The sequence below is a fragment of the Bacillus sp. FJAT-25509 genome (genome assembly GCF_001420605.1).
Classification (GTDB): domain Bacteria; phylum Bacillota; class Bacilli; order Bacillales; family Bacillaceae_G; genus Gottfriedia.
The window spans coordinates 14,323-35,014 of sequence record NZ_LJIZ01000027.1; the positions used below are offsets into that span (position 1 = coordinate 14,323).

Annotated in this window: 18 protein-coding genes and 1 other annotated feature (1 of these 19 cut by a window edge); of the genes, 5 read left to right on the forward strand and 13 right to left on the reverse strand. The window is 33.0% G+C overall.

Features of this window, described 5'->3' with window-relative positions:
• Positions 1 to 79, reverse strand: a binding site (T-box leader); it reaches 172 nt to the left of the window's first position.
• Between the two features lie 146 nt (positions 80 to 225).
• From AN960_RS17985 to AN960_RS17995, 3 genes are all read right to left on the reverse strand, one after another.
• Positions 226 to 501, reverse strand: a complete 276-nt coding sequence (locus AN960_RS17985; RefSeq protein ID WP_056474315.1) for a hypothetical protein — start codon at positions 499 to 501, stop codon at positions 226 to 228.
• Between the two features lie 120 nt (positions 502 to 621).
• Entirely contained in the window at positions 622 to 1,083 is a 462-nt protein-coding gene (locus AN960_RS17990; RefSeq protein ID WP_056474319.1) for a GNAT family N-acetyltransferase, read from the reverse strand.
• A gap of 333 nt (positions 1,084 to 1,416) precedes the next feature.
• Positions 1,417 to 2,223, reverse strand: coding sequence for a protein phosphatase 2C domain-containing protein (locus tag AN960_RS17995; protein ID WP_056474322.1), 807 nt, complete (start codon positions 2,221 to 2,223; stop codon positions 1,417 to 1,419).
• A gap of 263 nt (positions 2,224 to 2,486) precedes the next feature.
• Here AN960_RS17995 and AN960_RS18000 point away from each other — a divergent pair, with 263 nt between their 5' ends.
• The 3 genes from AN960_RS18000 to AN960_RS18010 all read left to right on the forward strand — a co-directional run bounded on the left by AN960_RS18000 (position 2,487) and on the right by AN960_RS18010 (position 5,219).
• On the forward strand, positions 2,487 to 3,599 hold the full coding sequence (locus AN960_RS18000) for a zinc dependent phospholipase C family protein (protein WP_056474323.1): 1,113 nt from the start codon (positions 2,487 to 2,489) through the stop codon (positions 3,597 to 3,599).
• Positions 3,600 to 3,715: 116 nt separating this feature from the next.
• On the forward strand, positions 3,716 to 4,345 hold the full coding sequence (locus tag AN960_RS18005; protein WP_056474326.1) for a hypothetical protein: 630 nt from the start codon (positions 3,716 to 3,718) through the stop codon (positions 4,343 to 4,345).
• 331 nt (positions 4,346 to 4,676) lie between these two features.
• Entirely contained in the window at positions 4,677 to 5,219 is a 543-nt protein-coding gene (locus AN960_RS18010; RefSeq protein ID WP_056474329.1) for a DUF1003 domain-containing protein, read from the forward strand.
• Positions 5,220 to 5,763: 544 nt separating this feature from the next.
• Here the strand turns inward: AN960_RS18010 and AN960_RS18015 are convergent.
• The 4 genes from AN960_RS18015 to AN960_RS18030 are packed head-to-tail and all read right to left on the reverse strand — an operon-like array spanning position 5,764 to position 10,426.
• Entirely contained in the window at positions 5,764 to 7,344 is a 1,581-nt protein-coding gene (locus AN960_RS18015; protein WP_056474334.1) for a hydantoinase/oxoprolinase N-terminal domain-containing protein, read from the reverse strand.
• Complete coding sequence (locus AN960_RS18020) at positions 7,344 to 8,438, reverse strand: S-methyl thiohydantoin desulfurase family protein (protein ID WP_056474338.1); 1,095 nt, start codon at positions 8,436 to 8,438, stop codon at positions 7,344 to 7,346. The genes AN960_RS18015 and AN960_RS18020 overlap by 1 nt, the downstream gene beginning before the upstream one ends.
• Positions 8,439 to 8,467: 29 nt before the next feature.
• Positions 8,468 to 9,787 carry a purine-cytosine permease family protein gene (locus AN960_RS18025; RefSeq protein WP_056474340.1) on the reverse strand — a complete coding sequence of 440 codons (1,320 nt, stop codon included), beginning with the start codon at positions 9,785 to 9,787 and terminating at the stop codon, positions 8,468 to 8,470.
• Between the two features lie 45 nt (positions 9,788 to 9,832).
• Positions 9,833 to 10,426: a TetR/AcrR family transcriptional regulator gene (locus AN960_RS18030; RefSeq protein WP_056474343.1), complete on the reverse strand. Its 594-nt coding sequence runs from the start codon at positions 10,424 to 10,426 to the stop codon at positions 9,833 to 9,835.
• A gap of 696 nt (positions 10,427 to 11,122) precedes the next feature.
• On the opposite strand from AN960_RS18030, the gene AN960_RS18035 reads away from it, so the two are divergent.
• On the forward strand, positions 11,123 to 11,302 hold the full coding sequence (locus AN960_RS18035) for a hypothetical protein (protein WP_056474344.1): 180 nt from the start codon (positions 11,123 to 11,125) through the stop codon (positions 11,300 to 11,302).
• A 136-nt stretch (positions 11,303 to 11,438) separates the two neighbouring features.
• Here AN960_RS18035 and AN960_RS18040 read toward each other — a convergent pair whose 3' ends face one another.
• Both AN960_RS18040 and AN960_RS18045 read right to left on the reverse strand, forming a co-directional pair.
• Complete coding sequence (locus AN960_RS18040) at positions 11,439 to 15,200, reverse strand: S8 family serine peptidase (RefSeq protein WP_056474347.1); 3,762 nt, start codon at positions 15,198 to 15,200, stop codon at positions 11,439 to 11,441.
• Between the two features lie 494 nt (positions 15,201 to 15,694).
• Positions 15,695 to 16,225 (reverse strand): hypothetical protein, encoded by a 531-nt coding sequence (locus tag AN960_RS18045; RefSeq protein ID WP_056474349.1) that lies wholly within the window; start codon positions 16,223 to 16,225, stop codon positions 15,695 to 15,697.
• 173 nt (positions 16,226 to 16,398) lie between these two features.
• Between AN960_RS18045 and AN960_RS18050 the strand changes: the two genes are divergently transcribed.
• The gene (locus AN960_RS18050) at positions 16,399 to 16,773 is read left to right on the forward strand and encodes a hypothetical protein (RefSeq protein WP_056474350.1); all 375 of its coding nucleotides are present in this window, start codon (positions 16,399 to 16,401) and stop codon (positions 16,771 to 16,773) included.
• A gap of 100 nt (positions 16,774 to 16,873) precedes the next feature.
• Here the strand turns inward: AN960_RS18050 and AN960_RS18055 are convergent, their stop codons facing one another.
• From AN960_RS18055 to AN960_RS18070, 4 genes are all read right to left on the reverse strand, one after another.
• On the reverse strand, positions 16,874 to 17,617 hold the full coding sequence (locus tag AN960_RS18055; protein WP_056474354.1) for an AlbA family DNA-binding domain-containing protein: 744 nt from the start codon (positions 17,615 to 17,617) through the stop codon (positions 16,874 to 16,876).
• A gap of 159 nt (positions 17,618 to 17,776) precedes the next feature.
• Positions 17,777 to 18,733, reverse strand: coding sequence for a RelA/SpoT-related domain-containing protein (locus AN960_RS18060; protein ID WP_056474357.1), 957 nt, complete (start codon positions 18,731 to 18,733; stop codon positions 17,777 to 17,779).
• A gap of 189 nt (positions 18,734 to 18,922) precedes the next feature.
• A complete protein-coding gene (locus AN960_RS24585) occupies positions 18,923 to 19,075 on the reverse strand; it encodes a hypothetical protein (RefSeq protein ID WP_156339722.1) in 153 nt (50 codons plus the stop codon).
• 1,024 nt (positions 19,076 to 20,099) lie between these two features.
• The gene (locus AN960_RS18070) at positions 20,100 to 20,531 is read right to left on the reverse strand and encodes an AbrB/MazE/SpoVT family DNA-binding domain-containing protein (RefSeq protein ID WP_286131747.1); all 432 of its coding nucleotides are present in this window, start codon (positions 20,529 to 20,531) and stop codon (positions 20,100 to 20,102) included.
• Between the last annotated feature and the right edge of the window lie 161 nt (positions 20,532 to 20,692).

Sequence of the window (20,692 nt, forward strand, 5' to 3'; positions counted from 1 at the left end):
ATCAATCATACTCCTTTTCAGCAACTGGAGCTCTCTAAGATGAATAAATTCTATTTACTCTTCTCTTCAAAGTTTTTTATTTTTTTATAATATTATAACTTTTCCGTCTTATTTGTCTACTGTTTTTTTATTTATTCATTATTGCACTATACTGCCATTTCGATCATGTTGTTCAACTATTACATCCCATAGTTACATATGCAGTTATTACAGTTATTACATTTTTTAATTTTTAATCCAAGTTAGCATACGTAGGATCAGAAAAGGTTCAAACCAAGTAATCAATAAAAATATGATAAAAAACGAAGATACTGCAAAAAATTTAGTGTTTCCTCTTTCTCTTTTGGAAATTGCTATAAAGCTACATATCGCCCCAAATAATAACAATAAAAAACCAATTAAAGCAAAAAGTTCGTTGAAGCCTGGAAACACATAAATTATTCCAAACAAAACCAATCCAATGATTAATAATATTAGTGAAATTTCACTGAAATTTTTCATAGTTTCACCTCTTTTAATAATTATTATTTTTAATGTTAGCTACTTAATATTTTAACATTTTTTTCCATTTTTTTGTTTTACTTGTTCAACTATTCTGGCATTTTGTTGAATAAAAACGGTCTATAAAAACAATTCCATTTCACTATTTTTTTTAGTAAAACCCATTTTTTTATATAGTGGCCGCCCATCTTCTGAAGCGTGCAACCAAACTCGCTTAACTCCACATTTTTTACATTCATCAATACATAATTCAAGCAATCTTCTAGCTAATCCCTTGCCACGAAACTCAGTGGCTGTGTACATATTTAAAATATAAGCTTCAATCCCTTGCAAATTCTCTAAATAAGGTGGTCTTTTAAATAAGACCATCCCACTAATACTTACTGGTACCCCATTATGTTCTACCATAAAGGATATAAATTCATTTTTTGAAAGTGCAGTATTCAAATATTCCCTAGTTGAGGTTTCAATTAGATACTCTTCATCAAGAGAGTTTAATTCTCCCAATTCATTTAAAAGCTTCAATCGTAAACTTATTACTTGCTCAATATGTTCATGAGTTACTTTAATAAAATTGAACAATTAAACACTTCCTTTTTTCTGATTTTTTATATGTATACCCTTTTTACCTTTCATACTAGCAAGCTATAAGGCTTCATAACATCTAATATAAAAAACAAAGCAAAAACAATTAAAAATGTCGGAAACATTACTACTCTGTACTTTTTAATATCCATTAGATATCTCCTCGTCAACTAAATGAGAATTATCAATTATTATTCAATTCCTCATAGCCGTTTCGAATTCGTAAAAACTTCTATCACCTGTATACTAACATTAATTTGAAAAGTATTACTTTTATATTTGTTACAATATTTATACATAAAAAAAAGATACCCAATATGGCATCTAAAATTAAAAGCGAATATATATCCCAGTCTTATCATCAGAATGAATCTTACTTTTCAACTCTTCCATTTCTAATCGTTTTGAATATTCCTCCAATCCAATCTCTTTGATTACTTTAAAAGAATGGATCAAATCAAACGTCGGATGAAATAATCCATCACTGATTAGTAAAATTGACTTTAAATTATTTGTATCAATAGATCCCAATTGAATGTAGTTTGCGACAACTTCAGTTCCATTTGCAACTGAATAACCATCAACTGTATTAGCCATACTTCGATTATAAATAAGTTGATGTTTAATAGACTGGTAGTATGATTCATCTGGTAAAATCATCCCTTGCTTCCGTTCCTTTTCTCGTCTCATTTTTGCCCTTGTACTTATATTCTTCACAGTATCTTTTGTCAATATTTGAATTTCTCCATTATGGTATTCTGCTAATATCATACAATCCCCAAGTTGAGCAAATGATACCTTTTGCTTATCAAATTTTATAATAGCAACACATGTTGACCACAGTTCCTCTGGACGATTTATGTCTATGTTATTTACCTTCATTTCTTTCATCAGTCTTCTATTTGCTAGAATAATTCCCTCTGATAGAGTCATATCAGCTCTAAAATAATTTTTAAAATACTTCCTAAATAAATTTGAAGCAATATATGCTCCATTCATGCCATCAGCATTCTTATATGGAGTAATTGGTGTTGCTCCATCAAAAACCCCATATACATTTATTTCATTGTTTACTACCATTGCATCCTCAGACACTTTTTTTGAAAGAGACATTCTAGCACTAGCACTAATCTCCATATTTTTCTCACCACCAAACAAATGAATTTGCAGGTCTTTAAATTAATATGGAACACAAAAAGGATTATGTACTTTTTCTATATAAATCCTAAAAATTTGGCTCGTTTAAAAAAACTGTATAGAACTAAGTACTTCCATAACTGGTAAAGAGTTTCCAAATTTAACAAATTTTCACATAACTGAAACCTCTTGTTAACAAAAACTTATTATACTTAAACATTGTTGCTTGTAAGACAACAAAAATTCAAAAAAGAAGGTGTATCATGAAAAAACGTATTCAATCAAAAAAGCTATTATCATTAGTTGCTGGAAGTGCAATTGCAATCACATCATTACTTAGCATTGATCAGAAAGCATTCGCATGGTCTGACGAGGATGTTCACAATCAAGATCATAGTACACATCATTTTATCGTAAATGGCAGTGTCAAACTTATTGCCGATAATACCAATCCTGCAATAAACAAGCCTACAATATTGCTTAATCAGTTTCGCGATCGTTGGGAACAGGGCTTGTACGATGCAGATCACATTAATCCTTTTTATGATACGGGCACATTTTTGTCTCACTTTTATGATCCAGACACACAAACAAATTATACGGGGGCTTCTTATCCAACAGCTCGTCAATCAGGAGCGAAGTATTTTAATCTAGCATCGGATTACTATAAAAAAGGCGATTTTAACAATGCATTCTACTACTTAGGAGTATCTTTACACTATTTTACAGATGTAACACAGCCTCTTCATGCTTCAAATATTTCCAATCTAGATCATAACGCACCGGGCTATCATTCGAAGTTTGAAAATTATGCCGAAAGTATTCAAAGTCAAATGACAGTGCCAAATTCAGGTTTATATAATTGGATTTCTTCAACTGATCCTGAAGCATGGATTCATCAAGCCGCGGTACAAGCAAACTCCGTTTTACCTCAAGTTTGGAATGATACGATCATTAATTACTTCTGGCAAGCAGCTTACAGTAATTATTATTCTGCCATGTGGAAGAACGAGGTAAAAAATCCGACTCTTGTTCAGTTAAATCAAGCAGAACGAGAGACTGCTGGATTCATAGACTTGTTTTTTCGCGTAAATGGTGTAGACATGCCTGTGACTGTATATAAGGAAAATGCTTTTGGCGGTGCATCAGAAATACTAGGATCAGGTAATTATGATTACGATCAGCTTGTAAAAGGTATTGGCAATGATACGATTTCTTCTATTCATATTGCACCAGGTTATCAAGTCACTTTATATTCAGATTCAAATTATAAAGGAGCATCGATTGTTCTTACAGAAGATGTTAATGATTTAGGCAATTTTAATCATCAAATTTCAAGCTTAAAAATCGTGAAAATCTCAGCAATTTCTAAGTAATCAGAGGCAATGCAGGCTGAAAGTTATTATATGATGAGAAGACTTACATAAAAGACCCAAAAATGGATAATGATGGTATAATTTATGTACATCTAGAAGTTAATCACGGAGGCTTTATGAAAAAAATTTTATTTATTATCTTGTTATTTATCGGTGCTTTTTGTTTAGGTCTATATGATGCACCAACTTATGTATTTGGAATCTTTTATGTTGCAGTTCTTTTCTTATTTTTTTGGACGATGTTTTATCCATTTTATTTTTCAAAAAATCTATCACATATCGAACGTTTTCTAAGTAAGCAATCAAAAAAATCAATCCTTTATTTTCTTTATTCAATTACTAACCATATGCACGATGAAATCGAACAGTCGTATCAATCTGTTATGAAGAAACGAATTAACCCTTCAAAAAAAGCTGTTTATCAAGTTGTATACGGCTTTTCAAATAAAGATTTGCCATTTATTAAGGAACGAATTGATTTCATTAAAGTACCTGAGTGGAATTCATACTACAAAACACTTCTATTTATTGAAGAAAATGAATTAGAAACGGCAAAAGTAACAAAGGATTCAATGCGTTCAAAGAAATTCAAAAACGTACTTGAGTTCGAACTTTTACTTAAGGAAAACAAACGTGATGAAGCGAAAACATTATTATCTCGTTTGATTTCAAATTCAAGAGACTATCATTATTACATATTATCTAAGCGATATGAAGAAACATTTAATACAAAAGAGAAAATATAATCTTGCTAAACGGGGCGGTATTTCCTTCCCTTCTATTTAAACAAAATTCCTTGTCGCAGACGCGGCTTTTTTTATGGAATAAAAAATTATTTAAAAATAGTATAGTCCTATCGGATAAGTCATCATATAATAGTAAAGGTATTATTTTTACAAAAAAAAGTGAGGTGGAACATTTTTATGGGTAGTCCCAGTATAGGTGAGTCGGATAATTTACCGACGACATCAGAGGAAGTCATACAATTGAATATCCGAGGAGGATTACATCATAAAAATGTAATCCAACTTTTATAAGCTTTTGAAGGCTTCCTCTAGAAAAGAGGAGGTTGGAAACATGGTGCACAACATTTGGAAGCAAATTAACTTTAAAAAACAAGTTGAGAAACCAAAAAAAATTCAAGGGTTTGATATTGATTTAAACCAAGAAAACTTATCACGTATCGACCGATTAGTGGATCGTTATGAGTCAGAAATACTGCAACATTTAGATAGTGATTACACCCAACGAACAAAATTTGCTGATAGAATAGCAGATAAAATCGCAGAATTTGGTGGTAGTTGGAAATTTATTATTTGGTTTAGTTGTACACTTGCTGTCTGGATGATATGGAATAGCTTATCTTTCACGAAAGCTTTTCATTTTGACTCTTCACCTTTTATCTTGTTGAACTTATGTCTATCTTTTATTGCAGCATTTCAAGCACCAGTCATTATGATGAGTCAAAATCGTCAAGCAGTAAGGGATAAACATGAATCCGTTATCGATTTTGCAATCAATTATAAAGCAGAACAAGATATTGGTGACATGCAAAGTCGACTAAACAATATAGAAAATCAATTAGCAGAGATTAGAGATTTACTTAAACAAAAGAATTAAAGATATTGATATAAAAGAATAATTATAGTGAGAATTCCCTTATAGAAGACAGTCAAAAGAAAAGATTGTTCTGTCCTATGGAGGGGAATTTTTTTATGGGGATAGTAATATCTTGGAGACACTTCTCGAGTAAAATTTCCAATCATTATAAAGATAATTGGCCGTTCTTCTAGAAAGAATTAGGACAATTTTACAGTTTACCATTAGAAATTAACTAGTAATGCCTAATTTTTTTGGAATAATACCCAAACTGGTATGAGTATTATTTTAACTTATTTGCTGTTTTAGAAATTTTAATTGCAGTTATGTTGATTTTATTTGCATTTTTAATAATTTTAATTGTATTTTTACTAATTTTAATTGCAGATTTCCTAAATTTATTTGCAGTTCACCTTTTATTTGCACGTATGAGCCTCTTATTTGCAGAACCACAATACTTATTTGCAGTACAAACCCTAGCGCTATCCGTACTTTTCACAATTTTTTTTCATCCAATATTGTCAACCTACAAAAAAGCACCCTCAAAAAGAAGGTGCCTTATTCTTTATACTAATTCATTAACCTCAACCTGTGCCAAATCCCCAGCTGCTTTCACACGTACACGAGTTGCATTACCTGGCAAGTAAGCCAATGGCACGTCCTCAATATCAACAATGACAAGATTATTTGGATCAGCACCTGCCTTGATTGCTTCTTGTTTCGCCTCATCCTTTGCTATTTCCAGTGCTTGATCACGAGTTAATTCTACTAATTTATAAATTCGTTCTACTTGACCACTTACCTGTGAAATAGCTGCGCCAATTGCGTTGGCTACACCTGAATGTTGCGGTCGAATGACTTCTGAAGCTCCATTTAAATTTTCAGGAAGAAGGATGCTTCCACCCCCAACTAGAATAACCGGCACATCTTCTGCACTTGTTTTCATCTTGTCGATTGCTTCTTCAACTAACTCAACCATTTTCACATAAACTTTATTTAATAGCTCCTTATCTAGATGAGCTACTTTTGATGCATCTCCTAGCTCGACTTTTCCAAGAGCAACTGCTACGTCTGTTGTAGTTAATGTATCTCCACCGAAAATTAAGCTTTTTTCTGGAAGGCGATACCCGACACTATCAGGTCCAACTGTGAATTCTCCATTATCCTTGATTCGAATAATCGTTCCTCCGCCAAGTCCGATTGAAATTAGGTCAGGCATACGGAAGTTTGTTCGCGCTCCGCCTATTTCGACTGCAAGAGAAGATTCACGTGGGAATGATTGAATTAAAACGCCAACATCTGATGTTGTACCACCTACGTCTACAACAATTGCATCTGAACTTTTAGTCAGATAAGATGCTCCACGTAGTGAGTTCGTCGGACCGCAAGCGATTGTAAAAATAGGATATTTCACGGCATATTCTACAGACATTAACGTACCATCATTTTGTCCGAAAAATACCTTTGCTTCTATCCCTTCGTTTTTTAGTGCATTAATGAATCCATCAGCCGCTGTTTTTGCAACATTTACAACTGTAGCATTGATAATCGTAGCATTCTCTCTTTCTAGTAATCCTACAGAACCGATTTCCGAAGATAATGAAATCGCAACATCTTCTCCAAGAACTTCCTTAATAATTTCACTTGCTCTTTCTTCATGCTCCTTCGAAACAGGTGAAAATACAGAAGTAATCGCTACCGAATCAACTTTCCCTTCGATTTCATGCGCAATTTGGTATAAATGTGCTTCATCTAAAGAAACAATCTCTCTACCATCGAATTCATGACCACCGCGTACTAGATAGACATATTTACCAAGTGCTTCACGAAGATCATCAGGGACACCAACTAGAGGTTTTACAGCTAAAGTAGCTGGAGCTCCAATCCGAATCGCTGCGATTTTATTTAATCTCTTTCTTTCAACGATTGCATTTGTACAATGTGTAGTTCCTAGCATCGCGTATTTTATTTGTTCTCTTGGTACATTCGCATCGCCGATAATTTTCTTTAATGCTGTATAAATACCTGTTGCAACATCTTCTGTTGTAGGTGATTTCGTTTCAGATACTACTTGATTATTTTCATCTAAAAGCACTGCATCAGTATGCGTTCCACCAACGTCAATGCCAATTCTATATGTACTCATTATAACGTCACTCCTTTTTTAACAAGTTCTTCTACTGGAATATAGTCAACATCGTAGCCAAAGTATTTAGGCCCTACTGTTTCAATTCCTTTTTCTGTTCTCCATTTTGGATGACAAGGAATTCCGACTACTACGCATCTTGCGCCATATCGAATACCTTCTGTTGTAATTGGAAGTCCTGTTTCTGCATCAAGTACAGCAATTAAATCCGGTGTGACACAAAGTAAACGCTGATCTGTTTGGGCTAATAAGTGTTCATTTTGGAAACGAACTTCTAATGTTTCCCCTTTATATTCATTAATGCCCTCAAATGTTGCGATCCCTTTAGCAAATCCGCTTTCAGTTTTTCTGTTAATATCTGTTACTTTTCCACGGAATAGTTCAAAGCCTTTCGCACATTTTAATGCTTCTTTAACTGGATCTGCATTGTTTTCTTTTGCAAGTCTGATTGCTTTTCCTAACTCTTCTTCGAGTTGAAGAATATTACGGATTCCACTATCTTTTAAATTTTTTCCTGTCATCGGATAAATGGCAGTCATGACAGAACCACCCATTTCGATCGTTGCTGCACGAGCTATCCGTTCAGTCCAAAGATTGTTAATTGTTGATAGAACAGAATTATTCCCTTTCTCATCAGCAAGAACCATTGGTGTTGCTGAAATGCCGTCTAAGTAAAATGTAACCATTTGTAATTCTGGAAATGCTCTTCCCATGCCGTCTACATCAACAACAGGTAATCCTAGCTTTGCTGCAAGAGCAAGAGGGATCATCGAATTCAGACCACCAGCCTCGATTGGCATCGTTGCATAAATTTTCTTTCCTAAATAAGATTCAAGGTTTTGAAATGCACTAAACATCTCTTCACCACTTGGAACTTTTTCAAGCAATACAGTTGGAGCACCCATCATCGCTGATGGAACAATTAATGCATCATCCGGCACTTCATCTACATCTAATAAAGTGATTTCGCCATATTCTTCAATCGCTTGTAAAGCCATTAACTTACCTATGTATGGGTCTCCCCCGCCTCCTGTACCTAGTAAAGCAGCACCTACAGCAATATCTTCAATTTCCTGTTTCCCTATTTTTCTCATTTTTAGAATACCTCCAATATTCAGAAATCTTACGCGGTAATTTTTTCATCCACTACTCGTTTATTTTTAATTGCTTTTAAAATTAAAACACCGAAGTAATAAACAATTCCACTTAATAAAAGTGAGTTAATTGATGGAATACCAAATTTTATAAAATAACCAGCTGCAAATCCTGCTGCCCATGCGATTAATGTCACTGGATTAATCTTTTCAGGTTCCGCCGGTAAAGTTCCCTTTTCCTTACTTTCATCCAACGCTTTTCGATATGTTTTTAACACAAAGTAATCAATGACCATAATTCCGGCTATTGGTGGAATCATGACGCCAAGGAAAACTAGAAAATCTACAAAACGGTCAAGAATACCAAGAATCGATAATAAAGATCCGATTAATCCAATTACAAGTGTTACAATTCCACGATTTACTTTCATTTTAAAAATTGTATCGATAATATTCGTAAATCCTAAAGAAGAAGAATATAAGTTCAAGTTATTGATTTTTACAGTAGAGAAAACAACAACTGCTGCACCAATCCAACCAGATGTTTGTAGCATAATACTCACAACATCATTTGTTTTTGCAGCATGTGACATCAATACAGCGATCATGCTAACTCCTAATTCACCCACTAAAGTACCTATTGTCGTCATCCAAAAAACATCTTTACCACTTCGAGCAAAGCGACTAAAGTCTGGTGTAATAACAGCACCGATCATAAATCCTCCGGCAACCATTGTTGCACCAACTCCAATTGAAAGTGACTGACCTGGAGGAGGCGTTCCTATTAAACTAATAATCGAATGATCACTAAGAACTTTATAAACTCCAAATCCTACTACGATCAGAAAAGCAGGTACTGCAATTTTCGCTGTTAAGCTTAATAGTTTAAATCCAAAAATAACTAAAACAGTTACGCCTATTCCGGTAATCGCAGCAGCCACGGGAAGGATCAATTTACCATTAGTTGCCTCGACTAAACCATTTGCAAAAACTGAGTTCTGTACGCCAAACCAACCAATACAACAAATGGAAACAACAAAGCCGATAATACTGGAGCCATATCTACCAAATCCGGTCCAACGAGACAATAGACTAGTAGAAAGTCCTTCGCGTGCCCCGGCATAACCTAATAGAAAACTAACAATTTGCAGCAGAACACTTCCGAACATCGTCGCCCAAAACGCCTGCCAAAAAGTCATACCATATCCTAATGAAGCACCCAACATAAACTGAGATAATGTTGCTAAAGCACCAACACGCACAAGCATAATATCCCACATCGGTAATCGAGCCGATTGAGGAACCCTTGATAGTGAGTAATCATCTCCAATACTTGACTTATTTTCCATTAATCTGACTTCCCCATTATTTTTCACCAGTTAATAAACCTTTATTTATTGTGAAATTCCATTCCAAAACTGATTAAATGTTAAATCCAATCTTGTATATATTTCCTCTTCACTATGTCGATGCATTTGCCAAAACAGCCCGTCCATTATACATTGGAACGATATAGCTAATGCATGACAATCGGAATCCTTCATTTCTCCTTTCTCGATCCCAAGTCTAAAAATTTCAGAAAGAATTTTATACTCATCTAGCTCCATTGAACCAAATCGTTTCATAATATCATCTTTTAAAAACTCTGGTGGAGATGTCATCAGACGAACTAGAATTTTAGCTTTTAAACCCTCTTGATATTGAAAATCGATCGCTGATTTTAAAATAGAGTAGAGTTGAACTTTAGTAGATTGATTGCTTTTACACTGTGATTCTACGATTGATAAATGCCCATCCAAAGTTTCCTTATATACAGCTAGAAAAATATCATCCTTTCCCTCAAAAAAAGCATAAACAGAAGGTGCCTTAATCCCAACTTCATTAGCTATTTCTCTAAGTGTCATTCCAGAATATCCTTTTTTTGCAAATAACTTTGTTGCTGCTTCTTTAATACTTTCTTTTGTTGATTTTGTCGTTTTAGTTGTCATCGTTATACAGATCCCCCTAATAAAACCTACCTAACACTTGTTAGGTAAAGAGTTAAAAAAATCAGATTGCTAATTTACCTTACTTTTCACTCAATCATTTATATTTTCTATTATTTATTTCTTAAAATACCTAACTAATGTACATTAGATAACAGCTAAAAAAATAAGGTAGCAACTCCTACCTAACACTTGTTAGGTAAAAGGGTAAAAAAATATGATTGCTCTTTTTTTAGCATGGTGCCTATCTTACAGCGTCTACCTAACACTTGTTAGGTAAAGGGTAAAAAAAATATGATTGCTCTTTTTTTAGCATAGTGCCTTTCTTGTAAAGTCTACCTAACACTTGTTAGGTAAGGGGTAAAAAAATATATTACCTAAACTTAATATTTTGGCACTTTCTTGATTCCCTCCATTCACTAAAAAAATATATTGTAGCTATATTACCACCACAAAACACAGAATACAATGATTTTTCAGAAAATACTTTAAATAATTTATGAAAACTCTCAGGTCATCATTTTCTAAAAAGATGATCGCTTTTTTTAAGGCACTAATTTGTCTATTTAGGAATTAATTGAACTACAATTTTTTGTAAATTTTGTGTAATCATACTTCTTTCACAATGATATTTGATTTATTTTTCCATATTAGTGATATACTTAAATTATTAAATCCCTATTATAGGAGGAATGAAAAATGAACGAACAAGAATTAAAAGAATATCGTACAAATGTCATTTCATCACTAGAGGAAGAAATCGCTTATTATCAAAATTTAATTAAACTTACAAGACACAGCAGACTGAAAGAAAGCCATACATATAATCTTAAATTCATGCAAGAATTATTAGACGCTGAAAAAGCTGATCAAAAATAATTAATAATGGAGAGGTGCCTTCTAAGTGGAAGGTGCCTTTTTTGATGTTGAGAATGGATAATTTTCATTTATGTGCGACAAGTATTTGCAGTTTAAAAGGCACCTCCCTAAAGGAAGGTGCCCTCTCTTACTTTATTTACTTCAATCCAAAAGCTTTAATAATGTCTTGATTAATACTATTACCTGCATCGTCCCAAGCACTTGCTCTTAATGATACAGAAGATGCATTTTTACGGTTTTCAATTCTAGCTTTCCAGCCATCTTTTTCACGATTTAAATCAACAAGTTCCCAAGTCTTGCCTTCATCATATGAAACTTCTAATGTTGCACCTTTCATCTTACCGTTTCCTGGTGCACCAGCTACTTGAATAGCTTTCATTTCTAAATCGACCCAACGGCCTGATTTTGCATCACCATTCATGTCAGTTTCTACATTGTAATCAAGCGAGATTAATGGAAGTTCTGATTGATATTGTTCTTGTTCTTTAGACCAGAATGTCCACTCTGTATGTGTTTTTACAGAATTATCAAAGCGTTGTGGGTCGCGCCAAGCATCACTAACTACTTTATACTGTGTATTTGCAGTTGGGTATTCGTTAAATGAGTAGATCGCTTGTCCTTTTGCTTCTTTTACTAGTTTTGATCCTTGGTATAGTTTTAATGTTTGTGAACCTGGATAATTAGATTCTGAACCTGTGCTTCCTACTCCAGAATCAGCCCATGCAGGAATATTGATGACTAAGTTGTTTCCTGTACGATAAGGTTTCCAGAAGCCATCACCTAAACGAGGACGAGCAACTGGTGAGAACCATTCTTCATCTAATGTTGTTCCTGGTTTGTATGTTGCTTTTGGTTGGCGTACTTCCCAAGCCGCATCTAGCACGCTAGCTTGATGATACCAAGAAGTGCCTTTTTGAGCAGAAACCCATTCAGTTCGAACTGATGGTAAATTTAATTTCATTTGGTAACCTACTCCATTTGGTCGGTAAGATGGAATATCCCAACGGAATTCGCCACCTGCTGTAGCTTGATCTGATTTGTATTCAGCATTAATTTTTACAAGGTCGCTCGCTTTAGGTGAATAAGTTACGTCATTTGGTATTGCATTGTCATGGTTGTCAACAAGATCATAAACGTATTTCGTATTAGGAGTACCTACTACGTCAAGTTTTACTTTTTTGTCTTTTGCTTGCTCAATCAGTTTTTTACCTTCTGTTTGACTGATTGCTACAACCGAAATTGGAGAATCTGAAAGTGAATAATCATCATTTTCAATTCCAACATATTCACTAATTTCTTCTGGTCCATCATTTACAGTAATAACTAGTTTTGCACCTGCTGCATATGCTGCTGCTGAGCGCTCCATACCAGTTACTTCATCACTTCGATCAACGATAACAGCCTTACCTTTAACATTTAATCCCTTATAATCAGCTTGCGCCCCTTTACCTACATAAACAGCGTCTAAGTTGTATTTTCCATCTAGTAATGTACTTCCAGCTTGTGGAAGATCATCTAATTCATTGCCTTTGAAATTGATTGTCATATATGGTTCAATCAATCTCCATCGCGTGTTAAATGTAAATTTTCCATTTTTAACTTTCTTAGTTGGCTCAGCATACATCTTATCAACTGTAACAGGCATCACATAGATGTCACTAACATTGCTGCCATCAATTTCACGATAATATTCCATTTTTCTAAAACTTGCTTCTGCTTTATTTGGTACGTTTGCTGTAATTTCATTCGCTTTACGTGCATCCAATGTAACAGTTTGAGGACCATCTAAATTAATTTCAGGATTTCCTACAAGTGCAACGCCAGCGTGGTCAGTGTCTGTATCAACATCCATCATTGACATTGCAGAATAAGTTCCTGGTTTTAGGCGTAATTCAGTTGTACCATTAACTGCAATAAAATCTGGAACACCATCTGGGCCAAGTAGATTAATATACGCCAAGGCAGGGTTACCGTCGCGTCCAATTGCTTTTAACGTTAGTGGATATCTTTCCTCTTCTTTAATCATTGCCAAGGCAGTATGCACAACTGTTTTACCATCAACATTTGCAGAAATCTGACCTTGATATCGTTGTCCATTAGCACCTACGTTTGGATCAAGTGTAACAGTAACTTTTGCACTACCTTTTGCCGGTACAGTTACTTTGTTCGTTGAAAGTTTAAATAAACCAGCAGGTGCATCTGCATCGCTATTATCAGTAATTTTCGCTGATAAGTCTAACGTCACAGCCTTATCACTGTCGTTAGTGTACGTAATTGTTTTCTCTTTCGAAGCATCATTTTCATGAGGCCAAGCATAGAAACCAAAATCCAGTGAACCTGTCGCACGCAAATCACCGAGAGTAGCTGCTGCAACATCAAGACGTCCAGTCCCACCTTCTAACGGCTTAATATCATCTAATTTTTTAGTTGTACTCATTAATGCATCTTTCAGCTGTGCGCCTGTCCAATCAGGATGGCGTTGGGAAAGAATTGCAGCCGCTCCTGCCACATGTGGCGTAGCCATCGACGTACCACTCATCGAAAGATAAGATCCACTTCCTTGCGTTGAATATTGAGATCGTGCTGCAGTAATATTTACACCTGGTGCTGTTAGATCAGGCTTTAATCCCTCACTACCAAAACGAGGACCTTTTGATGAGAAATAAGCAAGATTATCTGATTTATCAACTGCACCAACTGTAAGTGCCGCATCTGCTGCTCCAGGAGAACCGATTCCTTCACGACCTGTATTACCAGCCGCAATAACGAACAGAGAGCCTGTCTCAGCACTTAAATTATTAACTGCTTGTGCCATCGGATCCGTTCCATCACTTGACTCATCGCTTCCTAAACTCATACTGACAATCTTGGCATTATGTGCAGCCCACTCCATACCATCAATAATCCATGAATCAAGTCCAAAGCCTTCATTGCTTAACACTTTTCCTACAATTAAGCTTGCTCCTGGTGCTACACCTTTATATTTTCCACCTGATGCTGCCCCTGTTCCTAGTACAGTAGATGCAACATGAGTACCATGTGCATGAAAATCGCGTACATCTTGATCTGGAACAAAGCTTTTTGTTTCTTTTATTTGACCAGCTACATCTGGATGCTGTGCATCGATCCCTGTATCAAGAACTGCAACTTTTACGCCACTTCCGTTGTAACCAGCATTCCAAGCAGTCGGTGCCCCAATTTGTGGAACACTTTGCTCAAGCGTTGCCTTAACACGACCATCTAACCAAATTTTTTCAATTCCAGGTATAACTAATGACTTTGTCGATTTTGTAGAATCCGCAGATTTTATATTTTTCTTAACATCTTGCCAAAAATCTTTCGAATCCTTCTTATTTGCAGAAAGCGCTGCCCCATTTATACTTTCAAGTTCATGTGTTTTCTCTGAAGCTTTTAACGTTGGCTTTGCACTTGAGCGAGTTTTAGACTCTGAATATTGTACGATAACAGGTAATGTCTTTTGAGAAGCATCATCGTATCCATCCTCTATTAGTTTCGTAATATTGAATAGATCTCGATCTAATGCACCAGAAGCTAAGTAAGGCATCGCTTGTTTTGGAATAACATATGTATCCTTATTGACTGTCATGATATGTGAACCACCTTCAGCTTTATCCGCTGGCTCAACACTAATCACACTTTGTCCATCTGCAAACTCTGTTACAGTTACTACATCACCTGTAATAAGAGTAATCACATGCTTCCCTGTACTTGCTTTTGCGTTAATTCCTTGAAGATTCGTTTCTACAGCATTACTATTTGATAAATTTGAAACATTATTGCTTGTCCCAGCAGCTAACGCTTGAAAAGTCGGAACAGCAATAAGAGCTGTCGTCATCATCGCAGTAACATACTTATTTAACCTTGGCTTTCCTGTCATCTTACACTCTCCTATTCTGATAAAATAAATAAAGCGACTTCTCATATGAATCTATTAAAATCGATTTTAATCGTTCATATCCAAACCACTTTTTAAAAAGCACTCTACATTATCAAAATATAAAGAATATTCAATAATTGGTCAATTGGGTTATTTAAGCCCTGGTTTATCAGCGTTTCTTTAAAATGCACTAATTTTTCTAATCATTTTCAAATGAAATTAACCCACTTATTTTCACAAAATAAATGATTAGTTATTTACTTTTCAAATTATTGTCTAGTTAAATAAACCTATTAATCTGTCTCAGAAAAGCATCAAAAGAGAGAAAATACACCTATTAAAATAATGCTAAAAAATCGGGTTATTTGCTATATATAAAAGCACTTAACAACTTGTAATATTAAGTGCCCTTCCCCTTTTTTCTATGTGTTTAAATTAGGTGATACAAGTTTAATAACCTGGGTTATCCTTAAATTCTTAGACTTTCTAACAAATTACTTACCTTTAAAACTAAATCCTGTAGTTATCAAACAAGAAAGAAATGCAACAATCGAAACCATTAATCCAAACATCAATCCTAATGAACTCATAAACAGATCTTCACCTGGATATGAAGGTTCAAGATTTAATAACCAATATAGAAACAAAATCGATAATAAAATATAAAAACTACTTCCTAAAATACTCATTTTAATTCGGTTTGCGTTCGTACCTTGCCATGCCTTATTCACGATTATCCACAAAAAGAAACTTCCAAAGATGGCCAAAATCATTACCAACAAATGGAGAAATGGAATTAGTAGATACGTTAATAGATAAATTATCAGACAAGTAGTAAAAAACAACGTTGCATTCACAATAAACAAGAACATTCCTGACATCAAATGATTTTGAAACCAACTAGTATTATTTAATTTAAAAACAAGTTTGTTATTTTCACCAAGCATGAATGAGACTTTATCTCTTTTAAATAGAAATATGGAAACTACAATAAAAACGAACAATAAAAATAAAGTCAATGACACTTCACCTCCAAATTTAAGTCTTATTATAACTAATCATAAAATGAAATATATTCCAGTAGAGTAAGAAACTATGAAATTTATATGAAAAATAAATCTTTCACAAAATAATAACATTCATAAATCTTACTCTCTAATAATTTATCTATAATAAAAAATAATAAGGAGTGATATTTATGAGGGTGAAAATACTAGTTTTATTCGCTACAATACTTTTTATAGTTTCTCTTTCTGCTTGTATTAATAAAAATAAGTTTGATAATCAGTTAAATCAGGTTATAAAACTTGAAAAAGATTATTTAAAAAATAAAATGAAAGTAAATAATACTGAAAAAATTAAACGCTCTAGTATTGTTATTGCAGTCTATAAAAACGGTGACTATATCAACCTAACTTACGATCTAAATAATTCTTCTAATAAAATAGATTGCTTTTATATAAAAACGAAAGAATCAAAATATATTCGATACTTGAATACAGATAAAGAAATTGAAAAAGTAGAGAAGGACTTAAGACATGCTGATTATATAGAAAATACTTATTACAAGTAATTTTAAATATTAAATAAAAAATGGAATGCAAGATAAACCGATACTCCCGGTTTTATCTTCATTCCTATAATTTCTATGTTTTATTCTCTCCTCACACCAATCACTCAATATTACTAACCTCCAATACAATCTCAATCTTCCGCTTCTTCTTTTCAATCATTCTGGCAATAAATTCACTAAAATCATCTTTATGGCTCTTTTGGTTTTTACTTGTATCACCACTAATTGCAGCTATCCGATAAAGGATCTTTAATTGTTCCATATGCTCATTTAGACTCATATTTGATAAGTCCTCATATTGTTCAATGAGCCTTTTTCTAAAAATAATTTCTAAATCATCGTTTGTGGCGGTTTCGTTTGAAGTATTTTTTCGAATATAAATTTTATCTGTAAATAATTTATCGGAGCCTCTTTTAGCTATAAACGGGATATATCGATTTTGCTCGGGGATATAAATGATGAAGAAGGTTTTACCACTAAAATATCCATACATTTCATTCTCGTCGTAATCAATTTGTTGAAGATGATAAATTAGAAAAGAAGGTAAATAGCCATTTAATTTTCTTTGAAAATCGGTTGGATCCTTTAGCTCTTCTTTAAGGATTCCGACTGGGTGATTATCATCATTTACGCCAAAAATAATTGATCCTCCACCAGAATTCGCCATTGCAATTATTAATTTTGCAATTTGATCCTCTCTAACGAATGTTTCCTTAAAATCCAATGCATTATTTTCTCCAAAAGATTGTTCAATCAGATTTTTAAGAGAAGCAATATCAAAATTCTTGTCTGCATAATTAAATGTATTTAAAAATTCCTGCTTATAAATCGGCCTTTTAACCATGATTCCACCTAGTTTCATATTTTTTAAAATCTAAACTAGATCTGTTATTACATTTAATGTTAGAAAAAAAGAAATGGCACCTAAAAAATCGTAGAAATTTTTCTGGTAAAAAGTGCAAAAAAACCAAAGCATATAGCCTTGGCTTTTAATAACAGTTATCTAAAAATCGCTAGGAAATATTCTTCGTTTAAAGTGATATTCAACCGAGCGATTATTAAACAGATTACTATAATTTACTTTAATCTTTTTAACTTCTAATTGCTTAATCTTCTCTTCCAGTGACTTCTTATCTTCATCAGTTAATTTTCCATCCTCTGACAAACTAGAAATTTCATCTAATAATTCCTGAATCATTTCATCACGAAATTCTTTTTCTTCGTTTTGTTGATAAATTGTCATCTTTGTATGAAGGATTGAATTGACCAATTCGTCAGCCCCACCCGAAAGCCTATTTAAAATTAAAAGTTGTTCATTTAATATCTCATTATCTAAATCATAAGGATACCTTAGTTGATGATCTATTTCGCTCCAGCCTTCTTCAAATATCGTTCTTACTTGAATTTCAGCTAAATAATTTACTTTTGTCATTTGTGACTTAATTACATAATGCCATGATCGATATCCTGCATCATGAACTAAAAACTGGAACTTTTCTTCTTCGATATGTTGTTCACTCGTCATATCACCTAAGCGATGGTAAATAGTCGCTTTTTCATGTAAATTCCAATTTTGTCTAATTGTTTTATCTATATCTGCAGCTTGGTATTTATATAAATGCAATGCTCTTATACCAATTAGATCTGTAATTTCAGATTTATAATTCGAAACATTGATTTCATATTCTGAGTCTGATTTTTTGCCTTTTATCGTCTTTCGAATAATCTTTTCAATTAAATGATCAGGATACTTTATTCGCGATTTCACAGTATGAATTTCAGGATTTTTACGGAGTATTTCCGAAATAAAAGTAGCTACCGTTTCAAGATTCGGTATTTCTGATATGTATTCATTATAAATTTCAATATATTTTGACCAGTCTAAACAGTACTTTTCAAAATCCTGTTCATCGATTTTATATTTTTCAAAGAAGTACTTTTGATTCTCTATTAGGCCCATACGTTTTCTCCTTCTTACATTTCCATAACCATATCCTACCATATTTGTGGAAGAAACATACTTTTTCAGTACATTTACTTTGCAAGGCTATATTACTTCTCAGATGGTAGGAATATCTTTTTCTGTAATTTTCTTATTCTTTTTTGCGTATAGTGATTTGATCTGATTTAAGGGAACAATACGCTGATTTTATAGCTTGTCTACTACTCTCTTATTTATTTTCTCGCTAATCCCTACTTTACCAACTGGAATTTCTTTTGCAAAATCACTTGAAGTACGTACACCAGCCAACGATAATAGTCCAGCAGTTAACATTACTTTTCTTACCTTTTCATACCCCATCCTCCATATGGTATAATATGGAAATTGAAACACCATTGTAATATCCCTTGTAACATTAGTCAAACCAGTCTAAATATTAATAAAAGGGGTAACTTTATGAAAACATTCAGCTATTTAAGTTTTTTTCTACTTTATGTGCTAGGATTATTTTTATTGTTAGACTTCATTTTTAAGTTTCAAAACGCAACTTTTGACAATACTTATTACAGTGTTTTATTCCCATTTTTAGGACTATTTCTGATTGGTATTTATGCATCTTTACCAAAATTCGTAACCAAGATTACAAAGTCGAGTTCATCTTATATTTCTAATGAAAAATTGAAATGGTTTGTCTTACTAATTTCCCTGATTATACTTTCGTTAATTATTTTAATAAAGTTTAACATTTATCAAAATGTATTAGTCACTATATTAATTTTTATAGGTTATGTACTCTCATTAATTACAGGATATAAATTAGTAAGGTTCATAAATAAAAGTATAGAATAAAAGAAGAAGAGGCCACTAGTGGGCCTCTTTAATTATTTACACATATATTAAAGATTTTGAGCTGCTAAATCGCGGCTTTTCTTTTGAAAATAAATCAATTTTTAAAACAGCTTAACCTGAAATATAATTCAGGGCCTCTTAATACGAACAAATGACCTGATTGTACGTTCGCAAAAAATTTCATAAATTTTCTAAAAAACTACTTACATTAGAATGAGTGTTCGTGTATAATAAAAACATCCAAACAAAACAGAACATACAATCTTAAAAATTCAAGACAGTAATAGAATAAGAAAACTTAAAAGTAGAACAAAAAAGGAGATGTAAAAAATGGAAATTATCATTTTATGTAGTGTCTTATTATCTTGGTGTATTTTAGAGGGTTTTAACAAATTTGTAGTAAATCGTTGAGAACATGGAAAGTGCTTCTTTATATTACTTTAGAAAGGGTTAATTCTTATTCCTTACAACTTAATTCAAACAAAAAAAGTGCTCTTCTACTTTAAATAGATAAAAGAGCACTTTTAGAGATATTTTATTTAGCTATGTATTCCTGCAATTCCTTAATAAGGATTTCTGCACCGTTTTTACTTACTACAATCTTTCCACTATCAAATGAGAAATTATTTTCATCAATAACTCCTGTTACCATACAAGCATTACTCGAAACAAATTGTTTTAGGATAATCCTTTGCTCCTCAATAAATACTTCAAATGGTTCATATTTATTTAGATTTAACATTTTTCTTAATTCCTTTGGTAAAACAATTCTACCTAAGTCATCTAGTTTTCTTACAATTCCACTTAGACCGGAATTTTCATCATATTTTGTAAGAATAATCATACCTTCTTCAAAATGAATTTCAAATGGAGCATTATTCTCTAAATTCATTGTATTTCTTAATTCTTTCGGTAGAACAATTCTTCCAAGATCGTCTAGTTTTCTAATAATTCCAGTTGATTTCATACTTGCAACTCCCCATTTATTTCTATCTCTTTATATACTCAATATAATTCTCTCTATTTTTAAATTGAGTTTAGTATAATAATACCAAATTATTTTAATTTTCTCTCTACTTATATCGACTCATTTTTACTAATATTAATACAAATTAAAATAATTTTCTT

Coding starts and splice junctions, on each gene's coding strand:
- AN960_RS18020 (WP_056474338.1), bottom strand. CDS start 8,438: ATGAGAAAAATAGGGAAACAGGAAATTGAAGATATTGCTGTAGGTGCT.
- AN960_RS18025 (WP_056474340.1), bottom strand. CDS start 9,787: ATGGAAAATAAGTCAAGTATTGGAGATGATTACTCACTATCAAGGGTT.
- AN960_RS17985 (WP_056474315.1), bottom strand. CDS start 501: ATGAAAAATTTCAGTGAAATTTCACTAATATTATTAATCATTGGATTG.
- AN960_RS24585 (WP_156339722.1), bottom strand. CDS start 19,075: ATGGGGTATGAAAAGGTAAGAAAAGTAATGTTAACTGCTGGACTATTA.
- AN960_RS18070 (WP_286131747.1), bottom strand. CDS start 20,531: ATGAAATCAACTGGAATTATTAGAAAACTAGACGATCTTGGAAGAATT.
- AN960_RS18035 (WP_056474344.1), top strand. CDS start 11,123: ATGAACGAACAAGAATTAAAAGAATATCGTACAAATGTCATTTCATCA.
- AN960_RS18015 (WP_056474334.1), bottom strand. CDS start 7,344: ATGAGTACATATAGAATTGGCATTGACGTTGGTGGAACGCATACTGAT.
- AN960_RS18010 (WP_056474329.1), top strand. CDS start 4,677: ATGGTGCACAACATTTGGAAGCAAATTAACTTTAAAAAACAAGTTGAG.
- AN960_RS18000 (WP_056474323.1), top strand. CDS start 2,487: ATGAAAAAACGTATTCAATCAAAAAAGCTATTATCATTAGTTGCTGGA.
- AN960_RS17995 (WP_056474322.1), bottom strand. CDS start 2,223: ATGGAGATTAGTGCTAGTGCTAGAATGTCTCTTTCAAAAAAAGTGTCT.
- AN960_RS18060 (WP_056474357.1), bottom strand. CDS start 18,733: ATGGGCCTAATAGAGAATCAAAAGTACTTCTTTGAAAAATATAAAATC.
- AN960_RS18005 (WP_056474326.1), top strand. CDS start 3,716: ATGAAAAAAATTTTATTTATTATCTTGTTATTTATCGGTGCTTTTTGT.
- AN960_RS18030 (WP_056474343.1), bottom strand. CDS start 10,426: ATGACAACTAAAACGACAAAATCAACAAAAGAAAGTATTAAAGAAGCA.
- AN960_RS18050 (WP_056474350.1), top strand. CDS start 16,399: ATGAGGGTGAAAATACTAGTTTTATTCGCTACAATACTTTTTATAGTT.
- AN960_RS18040 (WP_056474347.1), bottom strand. CDS start 15,200: ATGACAGGAAAGCCAAGGTTAAATAAGTATGTTACTGCGATGATGACG.
- AN960_RS18055 (WP_056474354.1), bottom strand. CDS start 17,617: ATGGTTAAAAGGCCGATTTATAAGCAGGAATTTTTAAATACATTTAAT.